20 protein-coding genes and 1 tRNA gene are annotated in these 20,957 nt (G+C 72.9%); 11 read left to right on the top strand and 10 right to left on the bottom strand.

The genetic code is table 11. The annotated features are described in order from the left end of the window. Nucleotides 1-91 precede the first annotated feature (91 nt). The 6 genes from OG553_RS15140 (at nucleotide 92) to OG553_RS15115 (ending at nucleotide 6,494) form a co-directional block, all read left to right on the top strand. The gene (locus tag OG553_RS15140) at nucleotides 92-574 is read left to right on the top strand and encodes a CarD family transcriptional regulator (RefSeq protein WP_003953493.1); all 483 of its coding nucleotides are present in this window, start codon (nucleotides 92-94) and stop codon (nucleotides 572-574) included. Between the two features lie 377 nt (nucleotides 575-951). Then, nucleotides 952-1,698: a 2-C-methyl-D-erythritol 4-phosphate cytidylyltransferase gene (ispD, locus tag OG553_RS15135; RefSeq protein ID WP_405979498.1), complete on the top strand. Its 747-nt coding sequence runs from the start codon at nucleotides 952-954 to the stop codon at nucleotides 1,696-1,698. Beyond that, entirely contained in the window at nucleotides 1,688-2,185 is a 498-nt protein-coding gene (ispF, locus tag OG553_RS15130) for a 2-C-methyl-D-erythritol 2,4-cyclodiphosphate synthase (RefSeq protein ID WP_405979497.1), read from the top strand. The genes ispD and ispF overlap by 11 nt, the downstream gene beginning before the upstream one ends. Before the next feature lie 115 nt (nucleotides 2,186-2,300). Next, nucleotides 2,301-3,701, top strand: coding sequence for a cysteine--tRNA ligase (cysS, locus tag OG553_RS15125; RefSeq protein WP_405979496.1), 1,401 nt, complete (start codon nucleotides 2,301-2,303; stop codon nucleotides 3,699-3,701). A gap of 101 nt (nucleotides 3,702-3,802) precedes the next feature. After that, entirely contained in the window at nucleotides 3,803-4,774 is a 972-nt protein-coding gene (gene rlmB / locus OG553_RS15120) for a 23S rRNA (guanosine(2251)-2'-O)-methyltransferase RlmB (RefSeq protein WP_405979495.1), read from the top strand. A 166-nt stretch (nucleotides 4,775-4,940) separates the two neighbouring features. Continuing rightward, nucleotides 4,941-6,494, top strand: a complete 1,554-nt coding sequence (locus OG553_RS15115) for a DoxX family membrane protein (RefSeq protein WP_405979494.1) — start codon at nucleotides 4,941-4,943, stop codon at nucleotides 6,492-6,494. A gap of 138 nt (nucleotides 6,495-6,632) precedes the next feature. On the opposite strand, the gene OG553_RS15110 is transcribed toward OG553_RS15115, so the two are convergent. The 3 genes from OG553_RS15110 to OG553_RS15100 all read right to left on the bottom strand — a co-directional run bounded on the left by OG553_RS15110 (nucleotide 6,633) and on the right by OG553_RS15100 (nucleotide 9,134). Further along, complete coding sequence (locus OG553_RS15110) at nucleotides 6,633-7,403, bottom strand: NDP-sugar synthase (protein WP_405979493.1); 771 nt, start codon at nucleotides 7,401-7,403, stop codon at nucleotides 6,633-6,635. Between the two features lie 54 nt (nucleotides 7,404-7,457). Further along, nucleotides 7,458-7,868 (bottom strand): hypothetical protein, encoded by a 411-nt coding sequence (locus OG553_RS15105; protein ID WP_125813845.1) that lies wholly within the window; start codon nucleotides 7,866-7,868, stop codon nucleotides 7,458-7,460. A 189-nt stretch (nucleotides 7,869-8,057) separates the two neighbouring features. Beyond that, nucleotides 8,058-9,134: an ABC transporter ATP-binding protein gene (locus OG553_RS15100; protein WP_405979492.1), complete on the bottom strand. Its 1,077-nt coding sequence runs from the start codon at nucleotides 9,132-9,134 to the stop codon at nucleotides 8,058-8,060. Between the two features lie 217 nt (nucleotides 9,135-9,351). Between OG553_RS15100 and OG553_RS15095 the strand changes: the two genes are divergently transcribed. Further along, a tRNA-Thr gene (locus OG553_RS15095) sits at nucleotides 9,352-9,426 on the top strand. Between the two features lie 69 nt (nucleotides 9,427-9,495). Here the strand turns inward: OG553_RS15095 and OG553_RS15090 are convergent. After that, complete coding sequence (locus tag OG553_RS15090) at nucleotides 9,496-10,884, bottom strand: NAD(P)/FAD-dependent oxidoreductase (RefSeq protein WP_405979491.1); 1,389 nt, start codon at nucleotides 10,882-10,884, stop codon at nucleotides 9,496-9,498. A gap of 50 nt (nucleotides 10,885-10,934) precedes the next feature. Here OG553_RS15090 and OG553_RS15085 point away from each other — a divergent pair, with 50 nt between their 5' ends. The 3 genes from OG553_RS15085 to OG553_RS15075 are packed head-to-tail and all read left to right on the top strand — an operon-like array spanning nucleotide 10,935 to nucleotide 13,052. Then, nucleotides 10,935-11,846 (top strand): aminoglycoside phosphotransferase family protein, encoded by a 912-nt coding sequence (locus tag OG553_RS15085; RefSeq protein WP_405979490.1) that lies wholly within the window; start codon nucleotides 10,935-10,937, stop codon nucleotides 11,844-11,846. Nucleotides 11,847-11,874: 28 nt separating this feature from the next. Beyond that, nucleotides 11,875-12,402, top strand: coding sequence for a GNAT family N-acetyltransferase (locus tag OG553_RS15080; RefSeq protein WP_405979489.1), 528 nt, complete (start codon nucleotides 11,875-11,877; stop codon nucleotides 12,400-12,402). Beyond that, nucleotides 12,381-13,052, top strand: coding sequence for a pentapeptide repeat-containing protein (locus tag OG553_RS15075; RefSeq protein WP_405979488.1), 672 nt, complete (start codon nucleotides 12,381-12,383; stop codon nucleotides 13,050-13,052). Before OG553_RS15080 ends, OG553_RS15075 begins: the two co-directional genes overlap by 22 nt. 72 nt (nucleotides 13,053-13,124) lie before the next feature. Here the strand turns inward: OG553_RS15075 and OG553_RS15070 are convergent, their stop codons facing one another. From OG553_RS15070 to OG553_RS15055, 4 genes are all read right to left on the bottom strand, one after another. Continuing rightward, nucleotides 13,125-14,945: a serine/threonine-protein kinase gene (locus OG553_RS15070; RefSeq protein ID WP_405979487.1), complete on the bottom strand. Its 1,821-nt coding sequence runs from the start codon at nucleotides 14,943-14,945 to the stop codon at nucleotides 13,125-13,127. 115 nt (nucleotides 14,946-15,060) lie between these two features. Beyond that, nucleotides 15,061-15,564 (bottom strand): hypothetical protein, encoded by a 504-nt coding sequence (locus OG553_RS15065; protein WP_405979486.1) that lies wholly within the window; start codon nucleotides 15,562-15,564, stop codon nucleotides 15,061-15,063. 71 nt (nucleotides 15,565-15,635) lie between these two features. Further along, complete coding sequence (locus OG553_RS15060) at nucleotides 15,636-16,727, bottom strand: M4 family metallopeptidase (protein ID WP_405979485.1); 1,092 nt, start codon at nucleotides 16,725-16,727, stop codon at nucleotides 15,636-15,638. A 220-nt stretch (nucleotides 16,728-16,947) separates the two neighbouring features. Then, nucleotides 16,948-18,171, bottom strand: a complete 1,224-nt coding sequence (locus tag OG553_RS15055; RefSeq protein WP_405979484.1) for a serine hydrolase domain-containing protein — start codon at nucleotides 18,169-18,171, stop codon at nucleotides 16,948-16,950. Nucleotides 18,172-18,402: 231 nt separating this feature from the next. Between OG553_RS15055 and OG553_RS15050 the strand changes: the two genes are divergently transcribed. Next, nucleotides 18,403-19,134, top strand: coding sequence for a helix-turn-helix domain-containing protein (locus tag OG553_RS15050; protein ID WP_405979483.1), 732 nt, complete (start codon nucleotides 18,403-18,405; stop codon nucleotides 19,132-19,134). Here OG553_RS15050 and OG553_RS15045 read toward each other — a convergent pair. After that, nucleotides 19,131-19,754 (bottom strand): response regulator transcription factor, encoded by a 624-nt coding sequence (locus OG553_RS15045; protein ID WP_007265532.1) that lies wholly within the window; start codon nucleotides 19,752-19,754, stop codon nucleotides 19,131-19,133. The genes OG553_RS15050 and OG553_RS15045 overlap by 4 nt on opposite strands. Further along, the gene (locus tag OG553_RS15040) at nucleotides 19,751-20,947 is read right to left on the bottom strand and encodes a sensor histidine kinase (RefSeq protein WP_405983043.1); all 1,197 of its coding nucleotides are present in this window, start codon (nucleotides 20,945-20,947) and stop codon (nucleotides 19,751-19,753) included. The genes OG553_RS15045 and OG553_RS15040 overlap by 4 nt, the downstream gene beginning before the upstream one ends. Nucleotides 20,948-20,957 lie beyond the last annotated feature (10 nt).

Raw genomic sequence — 20,957 nt, 5'->3', positions numbered from 1 at the left:
GCCCCGAGATGTGCCCTGACCTGCGAAAACGCCATTCATAACAGTCAGTTCTCGTGTTACCCTGGATAGCCACGGAAGGGGTACCTGTCACATGACGTTCAAGGTTGGCGACACCGTGGTCTATCCCCATCACGGGGCCGCGCTGATCGAGGCCATCGAAACTCGCCAGATCAAAGGCGTGGACAAGACCTACTTGGTGCTCAAGGTCGCCCAGGGCGACCTGACGGTTCGTGTGCCTGCGGACAATGCAGAGTTCGTCGGCGTTCGCGACGTAGTCGGCCAGGACGGGCTGGACCGGGTCTTCGAGGTGCTCCGCGCACCGTACGCAGAAGAGCCCACGAACTGGTCCCGTCGCTACAAGGCGAATCTGGAGAAGCTCGCTTCTGGCGATGTCATCAAGGTCGCCGAAGTGGTGCGCGACCTGTGGCGTCGTGAGCGCGAGCGCGGTCTCTCCGCAGGAGAGAAGCGCATGCTCGCGAAGGCGCGCCAGATCCTGGTGAGCGAGCTCGCGCTCGCCGAGAACACCAACGAGGACAAGGCCGAGGCCCTCCTCGACGAGGTTCTTGCGTCCTGACGCACGAACCGGCCACAGTGTGCCGCGGTGCCCGATGACCCGCCCTCTCGATCTCGATCCGAGAGGGCTGTTGCCGGGCGCTGCGGCATGTCTGCGTCCGGGCACCCTCACCACACCCGCCCGGCCCACCACGCCCAGCCGGCCCCGGGTCGCACAGCCGTACCCCGGCGGCCGTACCCTGCGCTCATCCCGCCGTACCCTGCGTGTGCACACCCGCACGGTCACGTACTGGCGTGCCGGGTCCGGGCAGCCGGCTCGACCGGTCGTCACGGAAGGGGCGAGGGCTTCGCACCCGGCACTCCCCCCGGCCGGAGCCGGGGTACGCCCAAGGCCATACCCATGTCGGCCGAAGTCACAAACCTGGCTCGGAGCTACTGATGTCTGACGAATCCCGCCCCCACCGCACCGCCGCGGTGATCCCGGCCGCCGGCCGCGGGGTACGCCTCGGCCCCGGCGCCCCCAAGGCCCTGCGGGCCCTCGGCGGGACCCCGATGCTGATCCACGCCGTCCGCGCCATGGCCCGCTCCCGCGCGGTCGCCCTCGTCGTGGTCGTCGCCCCGCCCGACGGCGCGGCCGAGGTGCGCAACCTCCTGGACGAGCACGCCCTGCCCGAGCGGACCGAGATCCGGGTCGTCCCCGGCGGCGACACCCGCCAGGAGTCCGTACGCGCCGGCCTGGCCGCCCTGCCCGCCGACATCACCTCCGTACTGATCCACGACGCGGCCCGCCCGCTGGTCCCCGTCGACACCGTGGACTCCGTCGTCGAGGCCGTCCGCGACGGAGCCCCCGCCGTGGTCCCCGCACTGCCCCTGGCCGACACCGTCAAGGAGGTCGAGCCCGGCGAGCCCGGCGCGCCCGAGCCGGTCGTCGCCACGCCCGAGCGGGCCCGGCTGCGCGCCGTGCAGACCCCGCAGGGCTTCGACCTCGCCACCCTGCTGCGCGCGCACGAGGCCATCGCCGTCAGCGGCGAGGGCGCCACCGACGACGCCGGCATGGTGGAACGCACCGGGGTCACCGTCGTGACCGTCCCCGGCCACGAGGAGGCCTTCAAGGTCACCCGTCCGCTCGACCTGGTCCTCGCCGAGGCCGTACTCGCCCGCAGGAGGGCCACCGATGTCTACTGACCTGCCCCTGATCCCGCTCGTCGGGATCGGGACCGACGTGCACGCCTTCGAGACCGGCCGCGAGCTGTGGTGCGCCGGCCTGCTCTGGGAGGGCGAGGACGGCCTCGCCGGCCACTCCGACGGCGACGTCGCCGCCCACGCCGCCTGTGACGCCCTCTTCTCCGCCGCCGGCGTCGGCGACCTCGGCGCGCACTTCGGCACCTCCCGCCCCGAGTGGTCCGGAGCCGCCGGGGTCACCCTCCTGGCGGAGGCCGCCCGGATCGTCCGCGCCGAGGGCTTCGAGATCGGCAACATCGCGATCCAGGTGATCGGCGTACGCCCGAAGATCGGCAAGCGGCGCGAGGAAGCGCAGAAGGCGCTCGCCGCGGCGGTGGGCGCCCCCGTCTCCGTCTCCGGCACCACCACCGACGGACTCGGCCTCACCGGCCGTGCCGAAGGCCTCGCCGCCATCGCCACCGCCCTCGTCTACCGGACGAACCGGGACTGAGTACGACGCACGGCCGCGGGCCGCCCGTTACGGATGTCACCTCTTCGGCAACAAACCGTTCGGGCGGCCTCAAACGGTCGCTGGGCACTGCCGTGGGCGCACTACCCTGGATGCCGTGACTATTCGCCTGTACGACACCAGCGCCCGGCAGATCCGCGACTTCGTCCCGCTCGAACAGGGCTGCGTCTCGATCTACCTGTGTGGCGCGACCGTGCAGGCCGCCCCTCACATCGGGCACATCCGCTCGGGCCTCAACTTCGACATGATGCGCCGCTGGTTCACCTACCGCGGCTACGGCGTCACGTTCATCCGCAACGTCACGGACATCGACGACAAGATCATCGCGAAGTCCGCCGAGCAGGGCCGCCCCTGGTGGTCCATCGGCTACGACAACGAGCGCGCGTTCAACGACGGCTACACCGCCCTCGGCTGCCTGCCGCCCACCTACGAGCCGCGCGCGACCGGGCACGTCACCGAGATGGTCGAGATGATGCGCGGGCTCATCGAGCGCGGCCACGCGTACGAGTCCGAGGGCAACGTCTACTTCGACGTGAAGTCCTTCCCGGGCTACCTCTCGCTCTCCCGCCAGGAGCTGGACAACATCCGCCAGCCGGAGTCCACCGGTGAGACCGGCAAGCGCGACCCCCGCGACTTCGCCATGTGGAAGTCCGTCAAGCCCGGCGAGCCCTCCTGGGAGACCCCCTGGGGCCGCGGCCGTCCCGGCTGGCACCTGGAGTGCTCCGCGATGGCGCACAAGTACCTCGGCGAGGCCTTCGACATCCACGGCGGCGGGCTCGACCTGATCTTCCCGCACCACGAGAACGAGATCGCCCAGGCCAAGGCCTTCGGCGACGAGTTCGCGAACTACTGGGTGCACAACGCCTGGGTCACCATGTCGGGCGAGAAGATGTCGAAGTCGCTCGGCAACTCGGTGCTCGTCTCCGAGATGGTCAAGCAGTGGCGCCCGATCGTCCTGCGCTACTACCTCGGCACCCCGCACTACCGGTCGATGATCGAGTACAGCGAGGAGGCGCTGCGCGAGGCGGAGTCCGCCTTCGCCCGCATCGAGGGCTTCTACCAGCGCGTCATCGAGAAGGCGGGCGGTCCCGTCGAGGCCGCCGCCGAGGTCCCGCCGGCCTTCGCCGAGGCGATGGACGACGACCTGGGCGTCCCGCAGGCGCTGGCGATCGTCCACACCACCGTCCGCCAGGGCAACAGCGCCCTCGCGGCCGACGACAAGGACGAGGCCATCGCCCGGCTGTCCGAGGTCCGCGCGATGCTCGGCGTCCTCGGCCTGGACCCGCTCGACCCGCACTGGGCCGGCGAGACCGACCGCGGCGAGGACCTCCACGGCGCCGTCGACACCCTCGTACGCCTGGTCCTGGAGCAGCGCGAGTCCGCCCGCGCCCGCAAGGACTGGGCGACCGCCGACGCCATCCGCGACCAGCTGAACCAGTCCGGTCTGGTCATCGAGGACAGCCCCAGCGGCCCGCGCTGGACCCTCGGCCCCCGCTGATCCGGACCCACCCGGACCAGCCGTGTTGTGCCGCCCGGGCTTCCGGGCGGCACACTCTTCATACGTACATATCGCAGCACGAACGAAAACAGGTAGAGGTCATGGCCGGGAACAGCCAGCGCAGGAACCGCCGCACGTCCAACAAGAAGGGCGCCACGGTCGGCAGCGGTGGCCAGCGGCGCAAGGGCCTCGAGGGCAAGGGCCCCACGCCCAAGGCCGAGGACCGCAAGAAGCACAAGGCGAACCGCATCGCCAACGCCATGGCCCGCCAGGCCGCCAAGCGCCGCCCCGCGCCCCGCCGCGGCGGCCCCAAGGGCACCAGCGAGATGGTCGTCGGCCGCAACCCGGTCTTCGAGGCGCTGCGCGACGGCGTGCCCGCCACCACCCTCTACGTGCAGCAGTTCATCGACAACGACGAGCGCGTCCGCGACGCCATCAAGCTCGCCGGCGAGCGCGGCAACATCAACCTGATGGAAGCCCCGCGCCCCGAGCTCGACCGCATGACCAACGGGCTCAACCACCAGGGCCTCGTCCTCCAGGTCCCGCCGTACGAGTACGCGCACCCCGAGGACCTCCTCGACGCCGCCCACGACAACGGCGAGGACGCCCTCATCGTCGCCCTCGACGGCGTCACCGACCCGCGCAACCTCGGCGCGATCGTCCGCTCCGTGTCCGCCTTCGGCGGCCACGGCGTGGTCATCCCCGAGCGCCGCGCCGCCGGCATGACCGCCGGCGCCTGGAAGACCTCCGCCGGCACCGCCGCCCGCACCCCGGTCTCCCGCGTCACCAACCTCACCCGCGCCCTCCAGGACTACAAGAAGGCCGGCATCACCGTCGTCGGCCTCGCCGCCGAGGGCACCCACGAGGTCCAGGACCTCGACGCGCTCGGGGGCCCGGTCGTCATCGTCGTCGGCTCCGAGGGCAAGGGCCTCGGCCGCCTCGTCGGCGAGAACTGCGACTACCTCGTCCGCATCCCGATGCCGGGTGGCGCCGAGTCCCTCAACGCCGGTGTCGCCGCCGGCGTCGTCCTCTACGAGGCCGCCCGCAAGCGCGCCCAGCGCGGCCGCGTCTGACCCGGACGGCCGCACGCGCCCCCGGGCGCCTGATCCACTTGGCCCACGGGACATGACCCGTGAGCGTGTCGCCCCGCCCGTCAGGGGCGGGGCGACTTGATCTTGACGGGTCTCGGACAGATCCCTCGTGTCAAGGCAGTGTCCTAAACACTCATCACTCGGTTAGATGAGTGTGGACACCAGAACGTCAGGGTTCGACGACCAGCCCGCGCTGAGCATGGTCAAGGTGCCGTGCGACCCCGCACAGGTCATCGTCAACCACGCCAGCTTCCGCGTGCGGCTCGCACCGAGCCCGAGCGCGCGTTCCAAGCCCGCGAAAGCCCCCGGCCGCGCGCCCCTCCTCGGCGCCGCCGCCGTCGCGACCGCCGGAGCCACCCGCCGCCGCGCACCCGTCGTCTGGAGCGGCAAGTCCGCCCCCGGCGACGCCGCGGCCATGGGAGGACTCCTCCAGGCCGTACGCGAAGCAGGCCGCGGCCACGACGACTACGACGGCGGAGCCGCCACCCAGACCATCCCCCGGGTCGACCTGGCACACGACCTGGGCGAGGACACCCTCGCCACCCCCACCGTCATCGGCCAGCGCACCTACGGCGACCCGGACGAGACCCGCCCCCTCGCCGCCGTACGCGACCTCCCGCGCGAGCCCTACCCGCCGTACGACGCCCACGACGGCGGCCACCCCGGCCCCGACACCGGCCCCGACAGCCGGCGCCCCGCCGCCGACACCCGCGGCCAGGCCTCCTACTACCCCGGCCGCCGCATGAACCTCGGCGTCGTGCTGCTCCCGCTGCGCGTCTTCCTCGGGTTCATCTCCATCTACGCCGGCATGGGCAAGCTGTGCGACCCCGTCTACTTCGACGGCGGCGAACGCGGCTCCATGGTCACCTGGCTCCAGACCCTGCACCCCTGGGCCCTCGCCGAACCCCTGCGCGATTTCGCCCTCGCCCACCCCGTCGGAGCAGGCCTCAGCGTCGCCTTCCTCCAGGTCATCGTGGGCGTCCTGACCGTCTTCGGCCTCTGGCAGCGCTTCGCCGCCTGCATCGGCGCCCTGCTCTCCGCCGCCCTCCTCATGACGGTCAGCTGGAAGACCGTCCCCGCCTACGACGCGCCCGACATCATCTACCTCGCCGCCTGGAGCCCGCTGGTCATCGCCGGCGCGCCCGTCTACTCCCTCGACGCGCGCCTGACCGGCGAAGCCTGGCGCACCCTCGGCCCCCGCTCCGAGATCTGGCGGCTGCGCCGCCGCGTCCTGCGGCGCGGTGCCGTCATGGCCACCGTCGTCTGCGGACTCACCCTCCTCATCGGCTCCCTCCTCGGCGGGGCCGTCCGCTCCTCCACCGTCGTCACCGTCCCCGGCCCCGGCCAGGCCCCCAGCAACTACCTCCCCGGCAGCCCGCTCCCGCAGGCCCCCGCCAAGCAGCCCGCCACCGGCAGGCAGCAGCAGCCCTCGAAGCAGGCCTCCCCCTCCGCGGCGCCCTCCGAGCCCGCGGCCAAGTCCGGCCGCACCGGCAGCAGCGCCCCCACCCGCGACAGCTCCACCACCGGCTCCGCGCCCAGCGCCACCAAGAGCTCCGGAGGCGGCAGCCAGACCCCGCGCGGCAGCACCCCGAAGCAGTCCAGCCCGCAGCAGCCGCCGGCCACCTCCTCGGGGACCCGCAGCGGCTCCGGCGGGGACACCACCGCCAAGAAGCCCGGCCTCGTCGGAGGCCTCCTCGGCTGAGCCCCGGCCGAGCGGCACCCACCGTCCGAAGGGCCCGGCGCGCGTACGGCGCGCCGGGCCCTTCCGCATGCCGTCGACCGCACGGGGCCGACCGCACGCTGCCGACGGCACGCGGCGACGTAGCAACACGGAAACCGCTCAGACGGCGCCCTGCGCCGCCAACTCCCGCGCCGCCTCGGTCAAGTCCTTCGCCGTGTCGATCGCCCGCCAGTACGCCCCCTGCGGCAGCGGAAAGCCCGCCAGCCGCCGCTCCCGGGCCAGCCGCGGAAACGTCGTCCGCTCGTGGTCCCCCAAGTCCGGCAGCAGCGGGGCGAATCCGGGAGCGAACACGTACACCCCGGCGTTGACCGGATACGGCGACGGCGGAGCCTCGACGAAGTCCAGCACCTGCCCCAGCCCGTTCGTCTCCACCACCCCCCACGGCATCCGCGGCCGCGCCAGCGCCAGCGTCGCCACCGCCTCCCGCTCCGCGTGGAACGCCGCCATCTCCCGCAGCGGGAAACGCGTCCACACGTCCCCGTTGGTCGCGTACCAGGCCCCGTCCGGACGCGGCAGCCGGCGCGCGGCGAACTTCAGCCCGCCCCCGCGCCCCAGCGGCTCCTCCTCCACCACCGTCGTCACCCGCAACGGCAGTACGGCCGTCGCCAGCCACTCCTGGAGCACCTCCGCCAGGTGCCCGCAGGACACCACCGCGTCGGTCACCCCCTCGGCCGCCAGCCACGCCAACTGGTGCCCGATGATGGGCAGTCCGGTACCGGGGATCTCCACCATCGGCTTCGGCCGGTCGTCCGTATACGGCCGCAGCCGCGAACCCTGCCCGCCCGCCAGGACGACGGCCTGGGTGGGAGGGGCCGGGAACGCGGCCGCGTCATCGGTGGTTTGGGGTGGCTCGGGGACGGTCTCGGTCATGGCCGCCAGCGTAGGGACGGCCCCCGCCCCCTACGGGGCAGGCGCGACGGGCGGTCAGCCCATCGAGGCGACGCCGGTCGCGTACGAGGTGTCGCACACGGGGCGCGCGTACGACTGGGCCTTCGTCGGCCCGTACGCCTCCACGGCCGCCCGGCCCAGCGCCCGCGCGATGCTCACGCAGTGCTCCGCCAGCGACGGCCGCCCGTTCACCTCCTGCTGGAGGTGCGTGAGCACGGCGCCCGGCTGCTCGCCCTGCTGGAGCTCGCCGAGGAGCTTGTCGCGCAGCAGGTCCTGCGGCGCGGCCGGCTTCTTCGGGACGGAGACGTCCTCGGCGGAGGCGGTCAGGATCTGGGAGGAGTTGTCCGCCCAGGGGACCATGGTGACCGCGAGGGTCCCGGACAGGACCAGGACGACGGGCAGGACCAGGGCGAGGGAACGGCCGATTCGGCGGGCAGTGTGGGTCACGAGGGCGAGAGTAGCGCTCGGTGAGGATTTGGCGACATTTAGTCACCCGGTCGGGGGATGGTTCGACGTGGCTTTTCGATTCAAGGGTTGACGGGTGCGGCCGAATGGCCCGGTCTGCCGGGTTCGCGCACCCCGCCCCGCAACTGCCGGGGCAGGGGCGTCCCTTGGCGGAACGCCCCTGCCCGTCACTCAGTTGGACAGCCGTGCACCGGTCGACGTCGAGAAAACATGGATCTCGTCGGTACGCGGCACCACGTGCAGCGAAGAGCCCTTCTCGGGCACCTGGCGGCCGTTGACGCGGACCACGATGTCCTGGCCGTCGCGGCTGCCGTACACGTAGCCGTCGGCGCCCAGCTCCTCGACCACGTTCACGGTGATCGTCAGGCCGCCGGTGTCGCCGATGTCGAAGTGCTCGGGACGCACGCCGACGGTGACGGTCTTGTCGCCGGAGTCCGCGGCGGCGGACAGCGCCTCGCGCGACACCGGGACCACGCTCTCGCCGAACTTCACGCCGCCGTCGGTGATCGGGACCTCGACCAGGTTCATGGCGGGCGAGCCGATGAACCCGGCGACGAACAGGTTCGCCGGCCGGTCGTACATGTTGCGCGGGGTGTCGACCTGCTGGAGCAGCCCGTCCTTCAGCACGGCCACGCGGTCGCCCATGGTCATCGCCTCGACCTGGTCGTGGGTGACGTAGACGGTGGTGATGCCGAGGTCGCGCTGGAGCGCGGCGATCTGCGTACGGGTGGACACGCGGAGCTTGGCGTCGAGGTTCGACAGCGGCTCGTCCATGAGGAACACCTGCGGCTTGCGCACGATGGCCCGGCCCATGGCGACGCGCTGGCGCTGACCGCCGGAGAGCGCCTTGGGCTTGCGGTCGAGGTACTGGGTGAGGTCCAGCATCTTCGCCGCCTCCTCCACCTTGCGGCGGATGGTGGCCTTGTCCTCGCCGGCGATCTTGAGCGCGAAGCCCATGTTGTCGGCGACGGTCATGTGCGGGTACAGCGCGTAGTTCTGGAACACCATCGCGATGTCCCGGTCCTTGGGCGGCAGGTGCGTGACGTCGCGGTCGCCGATGCGGATGGCGCCGCCGTTGACGTCCTCCAGGCCGGCGAGCATGCGCAGGGAGGTGGACTTGCCGCAGCCGGAGGGGCCGACGAGGACGAGGAACTCGCCGTCCTCGATCTCCAGCTCCAGCTGGTCGACGGCGGGCTTGTCGCCGCCCGGGTAGAGGCGGGTCGCCTTGTCGAAGGTGACAGAAGCCATGGTGGTGAATCCCTTCTACCGGCAGGAACGTGCCGGACGATCCGAGTGGAAGGTCTAGTCCAGTCACCTGAACTCCGCCCGACGCTACCTGGCGGTACGCCTCCTGTCAGCAATCTGACGACCCGGATTGTGGACGGGGGCGGCGGCCCGGGGATCCGGCGGCGGATCAATGTGATGGCCCGGGGAATCGGGCCCTGTGTAGAGTGAGTGCGGCCCCGCCTCCTTAGCTCAGTCCGGCCAGAGCAACGCACTTGTAATGCGTAGGTCGTCGGTTCGAATCCGACAGGGGGCTCTGCTGGTGAAGGCCCCGGACCGTGTCGGTCCGGGGCCTTCCGCGTGCCCGGGGGCTTCTCCGCGTGCCTCAGGTGCGGCCCGAGATGTGGTTGGCCAGGCGGGCCAGGGGGGTCGTCGTGGGGTGGTGGGTGGCGGTTTCGCGGCGGTCCGCTTCGCGGTAGGCGGCGTAGAGGGCGTGGACGCCGAGCCAGCGGAAGGGTTCCGGCTCCCAGCGGCGGACGCGGTGGTGGACCCAGGGGAGGGTGGTCAGCTCCGTGCGGTCGCCGAGGACCAGGTCGCGGAGGGTGCGGGCGGCGAGGTTGGCGGTGGCCACGCCGGAGCCGACGTAGCCGCCGGCCCAGCCCAGGCCCGTGGTGGCGTCCAGGGTGACCGTGGCGCACCAGTCGCGGGGGACGCCGAGGACGCCCGACCAGGCGTGGGTGATCTCGGTGCCGGTGAGGAGGGGGAAGAAGGTGAACAGGAGGTCGCGCAGGGCCGTGACGGTGGCCGGCTGGGTGCGGCCCGTGTTCTCGGCGTGGGCGGCGCGTGAGCCGAAGCGGTACGGGACGCCGCGGCCGCCGATCGCGATGCGGTCGTCGGCGGTGCGCTGGGCGTACATGTAGGCGTGGGCCATGTCGCCGAGGAGCGGGGCGTCCGCCCAGTTGAGTTGCGACCAGGTGGACGGGGGCAGGGGGGCCGTGACGATCATCGAGGAGTTCATGGGGAGCCAGGTGCGCTTCTGGCCCTTGAGGGCGGCGGTGAAGCCCTCGGTGCAGCGCAGGACGTACGGGGCGCGGACGGTGCCGTACGGGGTGACGGCGCGGCGGGGGGCGATCTCGGTGACCGGGGTGGATTCGTGGATCACGACGCCGAGGCGGTCGCAGGCGGCGGCGAGGCCGCGGACGAGCTTGAGGGGGTGGATGCGGGCGCCGTGCGGGGTCCAGCTGGAGCCGACGGCGTCGGCGATGTCGATGCGGGCGCGGGTGGCGGGGGCGTCGTACAGTTCGCGGCCGGTCTCGCCGAAGGAGAGCTCGGTGGCGTGGAAGGCCTTGAGGCGGGTGAGCTGGGCGGGGGTGCGGGCGACTTCGAGGACTCCGCCGCGGTGGATGTCCGCGTCGATCCCCTCCTTGGCCGCCGTGTCGATGACCTCCGTGACGGTGTCGTTCATGGCGTGCTGGAGGCGGCGGGCGGCTCCGTGGCCGTGGAGGGTGGCGTAGCGGTCGCGGCCGGCGATGCCGTTGTAGAGCCAGCCGCCGTTGCGGCCGGAGGCGCCGTAGCCGCAGAACTTCTGCTCCAGGACGGTGACGCGGAGGTCGGGGGCGGCGCGCTTGAGGTAGTAGGCGGTCCACAGGCCGGTGTAGCCGCCGCCGACGATGACGACGTCTGCCGTGGCGTCGGTGGTGAGGGGTGCGCGGGGTGGCTGGGGGGCCGTGGTGTCGGTCGCGTACCAGAAGGAGATACCGCCGTTGATCGTCATGGGGGTGTTGGTACACGGGCCCGCGCGGGGGTGTCCAGGTACCGGATGTCGTGGTCGGGGCCCGGTTGCGCGGCGGGGTGTGCGATGTGCGGGCGGGGTGGTGCGCCGTAGGGTGGCGGGGGGTTTCGTGCTGGTTCGGGAGGGGTGTCCGGGTGGTGGCGGAGGCTTTGCTGGAGCGCTGGGGGCTGCGGGTGACCGGGCCGGGGATGCGCGGGATGACGGCGGTGGTGCTGCCGGTGGAGCGGGCGGACGGTACGGCGGCGGCGCTGAAGGTGCTGACCCCGGACGAGGAGACGGTGGGGGAGCCGTTGGCGCTGCGGGCGTGGGGCGGGCGGGGCAGCGTGCGGCTGCTGGAGTGGGACCCGCCGACGGGGGCGCTGCTGCTGGAGCGGCTGGACGAGAAGCGGCCCTTGTCGGGGCTGGCCCGGCGGGACGCGCGGGTGGCGGTCGGGGTGATCGGGGAGCTGCTGGCGCGGCTGTGCGCGGTGCCGGCGCCGGAGGGGCTGCGGGGGCTCGGGGCGATCGCGGCGGGGATGCTGGAGCGGGTGCCGGGGGCGGCGGCGGGGCTGGCTTCGGCGGCGGACCGGCGGGTGCTGCGGGACTGTGCGGGGGCGCTGGCGGAGGTGGCGGGGGAGCCGGGGGACCGGCTGCTGCACTGGGACCTGCACTTCGGGAACGTGCTGGCGGGGGAGCGTGAGCCGTGGCTGGCGATCGATCCGAAGCCGTTGGCGGGGGATCCGGGTTTCGAGCTGCTGCCGTCGTTGGTGAACGAGTACCGGGAGCGGGACGTGCGGTGGCGGTTCGACCTGCTGACGGAGGCGGTGGGGGCGGACCGGGAGCGGGCGCGGGCGTGGACGCTGGGGCGGGTGCTGCAGAACTGTCTGTGGGAGGTGGAGGAGGGGTGCCGGCGGCTGCCGCGGCGTGAGGTGGCGGTGGCGGGGCTGCTGCTGGGGCGGCGGTGAGGGTGGGTGCACGGCCTAGGGTGGCGGGATGATTCGTGCCGCGGTTGTCGACGATGTTGCCGAAATCCACTCCATGATCCGCGAGTTGACGGAGTACGAGCGGGTGCCGCACGAGGCGCGTGCGACGCCGGAGCAGTTGCGCGAGGCGTTGTTCGGGGAGCGGCCGGCGGTGTTCGCTCACATCGCGGAGTCGGACGCGGGGGAGGTGGTGGGCTTCTCGGTGTGGTTCCTGAGTTTCTCGACGTGGCGCGGGGTGCACGGGATCTACCTGGAGGACCTGTACGTGCGGCCGGGCGTGCGCGGGGGCGGGTACGGGAAGGCGCTGCTGGCGGAGCTGGCGCGGACGTGCGTGGAGCGCGGGTACGGGCGGCTGGAGTGGTCGGTGCTGAAGTGGAACGCGCCGACGATCGGGTTCTACGAGGCGCTCGGCGCGCGGCCGCAGGAGGAGTGGTCGGTGTACCGGCTGACGGACGGGGCGCTGGCGCGGCTGGGCGGGGCGGGGGCGTTGTCAGTGCGGTGGGCCAGGATGGTCGTATGGCGCGAAACGGACAGGTGAAGGTGAAGGAGGCCCGGCGGCCGGAGGTGCGGCTGCCGGAGTTGGTGGCGTGGGAGGGCGGTGGGCTGGAGCCGGACGGGGATTACGACGGGCTGGAGTTCGCGGACCTGGATCTGGCGGGGCAGGACGGCATCGGGGTGCGGTTCATGGACTGCGCGCTGCGGCGGTGCGGGCTGGACGAGGCGCGGCTGTCGAAGGCGCGGTTCATGGATGCGGTGCTGGAGGGGGTCCGGGGGGTGGGGACGGACCTGTCGGGGGCTTCGTTGCGGGACGTGGAGCTGGTGGACGCGCGCCTGGGCGGGGTGCAGTTGCACGGTTCGGTGCTGGAGCGGGTCCTCGTACGCGGCGGGAAGATCGACTACCTGAACCTGCGCATGGCGCGGTTGCGGGACGTGGTGTTCGAGGGGTGCGTGCTGGTGGAGCCGGACTTCGGGGGTGCGGTGCTGGAGCGGGTGGAGTTCCGGGACTGCGTGGTGCGGGGGGTGGACCTGTCGGGTGCGCGGCTGACGGACGTGGATCTGCGGGGGGCTTCCGAGCTGGGGATCGCGCGGGGGGTGGACGCGCTGTCGGGGGCGGTGATCAGTCCCGGGCAGTTGTTCGAGCTGGCTCCGCTGCTGGCGTCGCACCTGGGGTTGCGGGTGGTGGCGTAGCGGGGGCTTCGGGGCGCGGGTCCGGCCCGTACGGACGGGGGTCGTACGGGCCGGGCGGCGGCGGGGGTGGCGTCAGTGTTTCTTGGGGTCCTCGGCGCCCCGCCAGACGGTGAGGTCGACGGTGATGTAGTTGCTGGCGTCCTTGCCGTCGGACTTGCCGCGGTAGGTGACCACGGCGATGTGTCCGGCGTTGCTGAGGACGCAGATCTCGGAGCCGTTGGTGAGCTGGTCGAGGCCGATCTTCTCGGTGTAGCGGGTCTCCGTGCGGCAGGTTTCCAGGGAGCCCTTCTGGGCGTTGTTGAGGACGACGAGCTTGCCGTTGTTGGTGCCGACCTTCGTCTCTCCGAACAGGGTGTCGTAGTAGTAGAAGAAGTCGCCGCCGTTGTAGAGGACGCCGGCGTTGCCGCCGGTGCCCGGGCGGGGCGGGTTGTCGGCGAGCATGACCTGGTAGTTGGCCGTGATGTCGATGCCCTGGTACGAGGCGGGGGTGGGGTCGGGCCGCTTCTGGTTCTTGTTCTGGGTGCCGGAGCCTGCGGGGCTGGGGGCGGTGGCGCTGCCGCGGTTGCTGCCGGAGCTGCCGGCCTTGTCCTTGGCGGAGCCGTCGGGGAGCAGGGAGACGATGACGGCGATGCCGATGAGCGCGCCGATGACGGCTCCGGCGATGATCCGCCCGTTGGGCCCGGACTTCTGCGGGGTGGCGGTCGGGTAGCCGGGCGGGGGCGTCTGGTAGCCGGGCGGCGGGGTGGGGTAGCCGGGCGGGGGCGTCTGGTAGCCCGGTGGCGGGGTGGGGTAGCCCGGGGCCGTCGGTGCGTATGCGGGGTTGGGCGCGGGTGACGGCGGGGCCGTCTGCGTCGGCGCGTACGCGGGGGCCGGGGGCTGGAGCGGGTACGCGGCCGGTGCGGTGGGGGGCTGCGCGGGTGCGGAGAGCGCGGTCGGGGTGGGTGTTGCGGGGGGCTGCGGGGGCGGGGTCGCGGCCGGTTCGGGCAGCCGCAGGCGTTCGGTGATGGAACCGGCGACGGCCTGGGGGAGCCAGTCCTCGCCCTGGCGCAGCGGCGCGGGGGAGAGGGCGTGGCACATCTGGATGATCTCGGTGGGGGCGGGCCGGGCGGCGGGGTCGCGGCTGAGGCAGCGGGTGACGAGGGGCTTCAGCTCGGCGGGCAGGGCGCTGAGGTCGGGGTCCTCGTGGACGATGCGGTAGAGGATCGCGTGCGAGTTCCCGTCGCCGTAGGCGGGTGCGCCGATCGCGGCGAAGGCGATGATCTGGCCGAGGGCGAAGATGTCGGTGGCGGCGGTGACGGTGCCGGTGGAGGCCTGTTCGGGTGCCATGAAGGCGGGGGTGCCGACGCTGACTCCGCTGCCGGTGAGGGAGGTGGCGTCGGCGGCGCGGGCGATGCCGAAGTCGATGACGCGGGGGCCGTCGGAGGCGAGGAGCACGTTCGCCGGCTTCAGGTCGCGGTGGACGATGCCCGCGCCGTGGATGACCTGGAGGGCTTCGGCGACGCCGATGGTCAGGAGGAGGACGCTGCGCAGCGGGAGCCGGCCGTGGGCGGAGACGGCGTGCGCGAGGGAGGGTCCGGGTACGTACGCGGTGGCCAGCCAGGGCTGCGCGCTGTCGGTGTCGAAGTCGATGACGGGGGCCGTGTACAGGCCCTGGACCCGCTGTGCGGCGCGTACTTCCTGCTGGAACCGCCGCCGGAACTCGGGGTCTTCGCTGAACTCGGGCCGGATCACCTTGAGGGCGACGGGCCGTCCGCCGAGGGTGTACGAGAGGTAGACCTTGCCCATGCCGCCCGAGCCGAGGACGGCGCTGAGCCGGTAGCCGCCGACGCTGGCGGGGTCGTCGGGTGCGAGCGGCCGGAAGAGGTCGGCCGGATGCGTACCGCTGTCGCTCATGAAAGAACCGTCCCCCGTCAGGCAGTTCAAAGCCCGTCGATGCCCGAAGCCAACCGGGAGAGGGTATCCAACGCCGTCCCCGGCCGGCTGTCGGGCGCGGGGCGCCGGGCGCGCCTCAGGCGGGTACGCGGGGGAAGCGGGACTGGAGCGTCCAGATGATCGGGTTGTCGCCGAGGCCCTCGTGCATGTCGACGAGGTCGGCGATCAGGTCGTGGAGGAAGTCGCGGGCTTCGCGGCGCAGCAGGCGGTGGCTGAAGGTGAGGGGTTCTTCCTCGGGGGCCATCCAGTCGGCTTCGATGTCGACCCAGCCGAAGCGGCGTTCGAAGAGCATGCGGTCGGCGGACTCGGTGAAGTCGAGTTCGGCGTACTGGCGGTTGGCGGAGCGGCTGCCGCGGGGGTCGTCGTCGAGCTGCTCGACGATGTCGCACAGCGCCCAGGCGAAGTCGAGTACGGGTACCCATCCCCAGGCTGTGGACACTTCCGTGTCCTTCTCGGTGTCGGCGAGGTAGACGTCGCCGCAGAACAGGTCGTGTCGCAGGGTGTGGACGTCCGCGGAGCGGTAGTCGGTCTGCGGGGGGTCGGGGAAGCGCCGGGAGAGGGAGTAGCCGATGTCGAGCACGTTCCCGATGGTGTCACGGGTGCGCCTCTCCCGGCGCGGGGGGCGGTGCGGTGGTGGTGCGGGGGTCGTCGTCAGCGGACGTTGACGGCGGTCCAGGCGGCGGCGACGCGGGCGGTTTCGGGGGCGGAGGGGCCGTAGAGGTCGGCGGCGGCGCGGAGGGTGGCGGTGCGGGCGCCGGCGTAGTTGGTGGTGGAGCGCATGTAGAGGGTCAGTGCCCGGTACCAGACGCGGGTGGCCTTGTCGCGGCCGATGCCGAGGAGCTTGGAGCCGTCGTGGGTGGGGGAATCGTAGGCGACGCCGTCGATGACCTTGGGGCCGCTGCCTTCGGCGAGGAGGTAGTAGAAGTGGCGGGCGGGGCCGGAGCCGGCGTGCGGGTCGAGGCCGGCGATGTCGGGGGACCAGTAGTCGCGGGAGGTGCCATCGGCGCTGGGGCGGTCCATGCGGCGGGGCGGGCCGTCGAAGACGCGCTCGCCGAGGAGGTAGTCGCCGGGGTCGGCCTTGTTCTCCGCGAAGAACTCGCCGGCGGTGGCGAGGATGTCGGAGGTGCCCTCGTTGAGGGCGCCGGCCTCGCCGCTGTAGCCGAGGCGGGCGGTGGAGGCGGTCAGGCCGTGGGCGAGTTCGTGGCCGACGACGTCGAGGGAGGTCGGCGGGCGTCCGGGGGTGGTGCCGTCGCCGTACGTGACGCAGGCGCAGCTGTCGCTCCAGAAGGCGTTGCCGAAGCCGCTGCCGTAGTGGACGCGGGAGGTGGTGCCGACGCCGTCGCCGCGGACGCCGTTGCGGTTGAAGGCGGCCTTGTAGAAGTCCCAGGTCACGGCGGTGGCGTAGTGGACGTCGGCGGCCGCGGTCTGGCGGTGGGCGGGGGTGCCGTCGCCCCAGGTGTTGTCGGCGTCGGTGAACGGGACGCCGGGGTTGCCGGTCTGGTTCAGGGCGTCGAGGGTGCGCTGGCCGCCGCGGGTGGGGTCCTGGAGCTGGTAGGCGGTGCCGGTGTGGGTGGTGCCGAGGGGGACGGTGCCGGAGTACTGGGTGAGGCCGGTTCCGGTGGCGGGGGCGGCGGCTCTGCCGGTGGCGGCGCCGGCTTGGGGGGTCGCCAGGGCCGCTGCGGCGAGCAGGGCGGCGGTGGCGGCGGTGAGGGCGAGGCGGCGGGGGCGGTGGGGGTGTGACACGCGGGCTCCTTCGCGGTGGCCGGGGTGTGGCCGGGTGGCGGCGGGGCCGAGCGTGCCATCGGGGGGCGGGGGCGGGGCAGGTGTGCGGCGGGGGGTTGTCCGAAGAGCGGGGCGGACTGTCCGGATCCGGTCCCCTGGCGGGGGTTCCGCTCCCGGCCGCTCCCGGCCGCTCCCGGCCGCTCCCGGCCCCTGCGCTCGGAGGGGCCGGGAGCGGAGCGCGTCAGTCCTCCAGGGCCTGGTACGTGGTCGTCCAGAAGTCGTGGATGACGCGGGCCGGGGCCGGGTTGGTGAGGCCGACCTGCATGAGGAGGACGCCGGTGAGCTGGTTCTGCGGGTCGGCGTAGGCGGAGGTGCCGGTGCCGCCGTCCCAGCCGAACTGGCCGACGGGCGCGTAGTCGCCGCGGTAGGTGCGGACGGCCATGCCGAAGCCCCAGCCGCCCTGCTGGCCCTGGCCGAAGGACACGTGGACGCTGCCCCGCGCCAGGGCGGAGCGGGTGGCCTCCTGCTCGGCCGTGAGGCTGTTGGTGGTCATCAGCTCGACGGCGGGGCGGGACAGGATCCGCTCGCCCGCGTGCGTGCCCTGGTTCAGGAGCATGCGGAAGTAGGCGTTGTAGTCGTCGACGGTGGAGACGAGGCCGCCGCCGCCGGACTGGAACTCCGGGGGCGCGCTGTACCGGCCGCCCTCCGCCTCGTCCCACACGTGGAACTCCCCGGTCTGCGGGTCGGGGGCGTAGCTGGGGGGCAGCCGGTCGATCTTGTCGGAGGGCACGTGGAAGCCGGTGTCCTTCATCCCCAGCGGGTCGAGGACGCGTTCGCGCAGGAACGTCTCGAACGGCTTGCCCGTGACCCGGGAGACGAGGACGCCGAGCACGTCGTGGCTGATGTGGTACTGCCACTGCTCTCCGGGCTGGCGCATCAGGGGGAGCGTGCCGAGGCGGCGCATCCACTCGTCCTGCTCGGGCGCGGGCTCCCCGCCCTGGGTGAAGACGCCCCGCTCGAAGAGGGCGGCGGTGATCGGGGAGCCCATGGCCGTCAGGTCGATGCCGAGTCCGAAGGTGGAGTTCAGCAGGTCCCGTACGGTGATCGGCCGCCGGGCGGGGACGGTCTCGTCCAGCGGGCCGTCGATCCGTGCCAGCACCTGGCGGCCGGCGAGTTCGGGCAGCCACTGCTCGACCATGTCGTCGAGCCGGATCTCGCAGTCGTCGACGAGGGCCATCGCGGCCGCCATCGCGACCGGCTTGGACGTGGAGGCCATCCGGAAGATCGTGTCCCGGCGCATCGGGGCGCCGCCGTCGTGGCGCATGGTCCCGATCGCCTCGACGTGCGTCTCGTCGCCGCGGCTGACGAGGGCGACGACGCCGGGGATCTTCCCCGTCTCGACGTGCCGGGTCAGCACGTCGCGCATCCGGCGCAGGCCCGCCTCGGTGAAGCCGTTCTGTCCCATCGTCAAATCTCCCCGTGAGTGTTTGAGAACCTCTGAACTCGCTCGAAGCTACATTGCGTTTATGGATCCGTCAACGAACTTGTGGGGCCAAGTAGACCTGACAGATTGGGGGATTGGGGGTTGAGATTGCAATGGCTGTGGTGCTGAACGCAATGGCGGGCCGCAGAGTGGATTGCAATGGGGTGGGGGCGGATGCATACTGCGGCTGTCGACGAGGGGAGACGAGCACCGATGCCCGGAGGACGGCTCACCGGCGAGGACCGCCGGCACATCGCCACCTGGCTGGCCGAAGGTCTCGGGTACACGGAGATCGGCCGGCGGCTGGGCCGGCCCGCCTCGACCGTCATGCGGGAGGTCCATCGCAACGGCGGCCCCGAGGACTACGGGGCGGACCGGGCGCAGGAGGCCACGCGGCACCGTGCGCTCCGGCGCAAGGAGGTGCGGCCGACGCCGCCGCCGGTCCCCGACGGCGGCCACGGGCGGGACCCGCAGGAGGTGCGGGACTTCACGGAGTCCTTCACCGGGCTCCTCGCCGGGCAGGGCCTGCCCCCGATGGTGTCCAGGGTCCTGGCCTGCCTGTACACGACGGACTCCGGCGCCCTCACCGCCGCCGAGCTGGTCGAGCGGCTCCGCGTCAGCCCGGCGTCCGTCTCCCACGCCGTCGCCTGGCTCGAAGGGCAGGGGATGCTCCGACGGGAACGGACCACCGGCGCGCGCCGCGAGCGCTACGCCATCGACGACGAGCTCTGGCTGCGGTCGCTGCTCGCGGCCGCGCGGATGAACGACCTGCTGGTGGCGGAGTCGCGGCGCGGAGCGGAGGTCCTGGGGGCCTCGACTCCGGCGGGGGCGCGCTTCGAGGCCTCCGTCGAGCTGCTGACGCTCGTGAACGAGTCCCTGCGCGGGGCCGTGGAGCAGTGGCGGGTGAGGCTGGCCGAGCGCGCCGCCGCCGAAGGGCCCTCCTAGGAGGGCAGCAGGCGCTGCTCCTTGGCCACCGCCACGGCGCCCGCGCGGGTGTCGACGCCGAGCTTGTCGTAGATGCGGCCCAGGTGGGTCTTGACCGTGGCCTCGCTGATGAACAGCGCGCGGGCGATGTCGCGGTTGCCCAGGCCCCGGGCCAGCTGGCCCAGGATGTCGAGTTCGCGGTCGGTGAGGGTGGGCCGCGTACCGCGCATGTGGGCCATGACCCGGCTGGCGACGGGCGCGGACAGCGTGGTGCGGCCGGCCGCCGCCGAATGGATGGCGGCGAACAGCTCCTCGGGGCGTTCCGCCTTCAGCAGGTAGCCGGTCGCGCCCGCGCCGATCGCCCGGGTGATGTCCGCGTCCGTGTCGTACGTGGTGAGGACCAGGACGTGCGGCGGTCCGGGGAGGGCCGTGATCCGGCGGGTGGCTTCGACGCCGTCGATGCCCTCGCCGAGCTGGAGGTCCATCAGGACCACGTCCGGGCGGAGCTTGGCGGCCAGCGCGACCGCCTCCTCGCCGCTGCCCGCCTCGCCGAGCACCTCGATGTCCGGCTCGCTGCCGAGGAGCGCGAGGAGTCCGGCGCGGACCACCACGTGGTCGTCGCAGAGGAGGATCGTCGTCATCCCGTTGGCTCCAGGGGGGTCGAGAGGGGGATCGCGGCGGAGAGGACGGTTCCCTCGCCGGGGGTGGATTCGATCGTCAGGGTGCCGCCGAGCTGGCGCACGCGGGCGCGCATGGCCGGGAGGCCGTGGCCGCGGGCGGGGTCGCCGGTGCCGCTGCCGGGGACGGTGCCGGTGCCGGTTTCGGCGAAGCCCGCGCCGTCGTCCGCGATGTCCAGGACCACCTGGTCGCCGAGGAAGCTCAGGGTGAGGGCGGCGTTGCGCGCGTGCGCGTGCTCGCGGATGTTGGCCAGGGCGCCCTGCGCGATGCGCAGCAGGGCCGACTCGGTGCGGTCCGGGAGGGGGGTGGGTACGCCCTCCAGGTGGAAGCGGACCTCGACGCCGGGGCCGGCGTCCAGGGCGCGCAGGGCCTCGGCGAGGCCGGCGCCGTTGTCCAGCTCGGGCGGGGCCAGGTCGTGCACCAGCCGGCGGGCCTCGGCGAGGCCGCGGGCCGCGATGCCGTTGGCGGTACGGACGTGGGCGCGGGCGGTGGCCGGGTCGCTGTCCCAGGTGCGGTCGGCGGCCTGGAGCAGCATCTGCTGGCTGGACAGGTGCTGGGCCAGGGTGTCGTGGATCTCCATGGACAGCCGCTGCCGTTCGGCGAGGGTGCCTTCGCGGCGTTCGGTGGCGGCCAGCTCCCGGCGGGTGCGGATCAGGTCGTCGATCAGCGCCCGCTGGGCGCCGGCCTGGCGCTCCATGTGGACGAAGACGGCCGTGGCCAGGGCGGCGATGGCGGGCGGGGCCAGGAGGAGGTTGGGGTCGAAGGCGGTGGAGAGCTTCATCTGGGCGGCGACGACGAAGACGGTGAGTACGGCGACCAGGGCGACGGCGGCGCGCGGGGGGAGGGTGCGCAGGGCGGTGAAGAACAGCGGCACGGCGCACCAGGCGAAGCTCGGCGCGAGCACGACGAGGACCACCCAGGTGACGACGACCAGCCCCAGCCAGAGCCTGCGGCGCAGGGTGGGGGCCGGGGCGTGGCGGTCGGTGGCCTCGGTGGCCCGGGTGGCCTGCGTGACGCCGACGGCGGGGCCGAGGACGTACAGCAGGGCGAGCGCGATGCCGAGGGAGATCACCCAGGGGGTGCGGGGCTCGCCGGGGTGCCGGAGCAGGAACCGGGCCACCGACGCGCCGAGCAGGAGGAAGAACGCCGTGTGCATGACGGTGGCG

It is taken from the genome of Streptomyces sp. NBC_00158, assembly GCF_045160885.1.
Taxonomy (GTDB): domain Bacteria; phylum Actinomycetota; class Actinomycetes; order Streptomycetales; family Streptomycetaceae; genus Streptomyces.
This window is presented reverse-complemented; position numbering and strand designations above follow the sequence as displayed.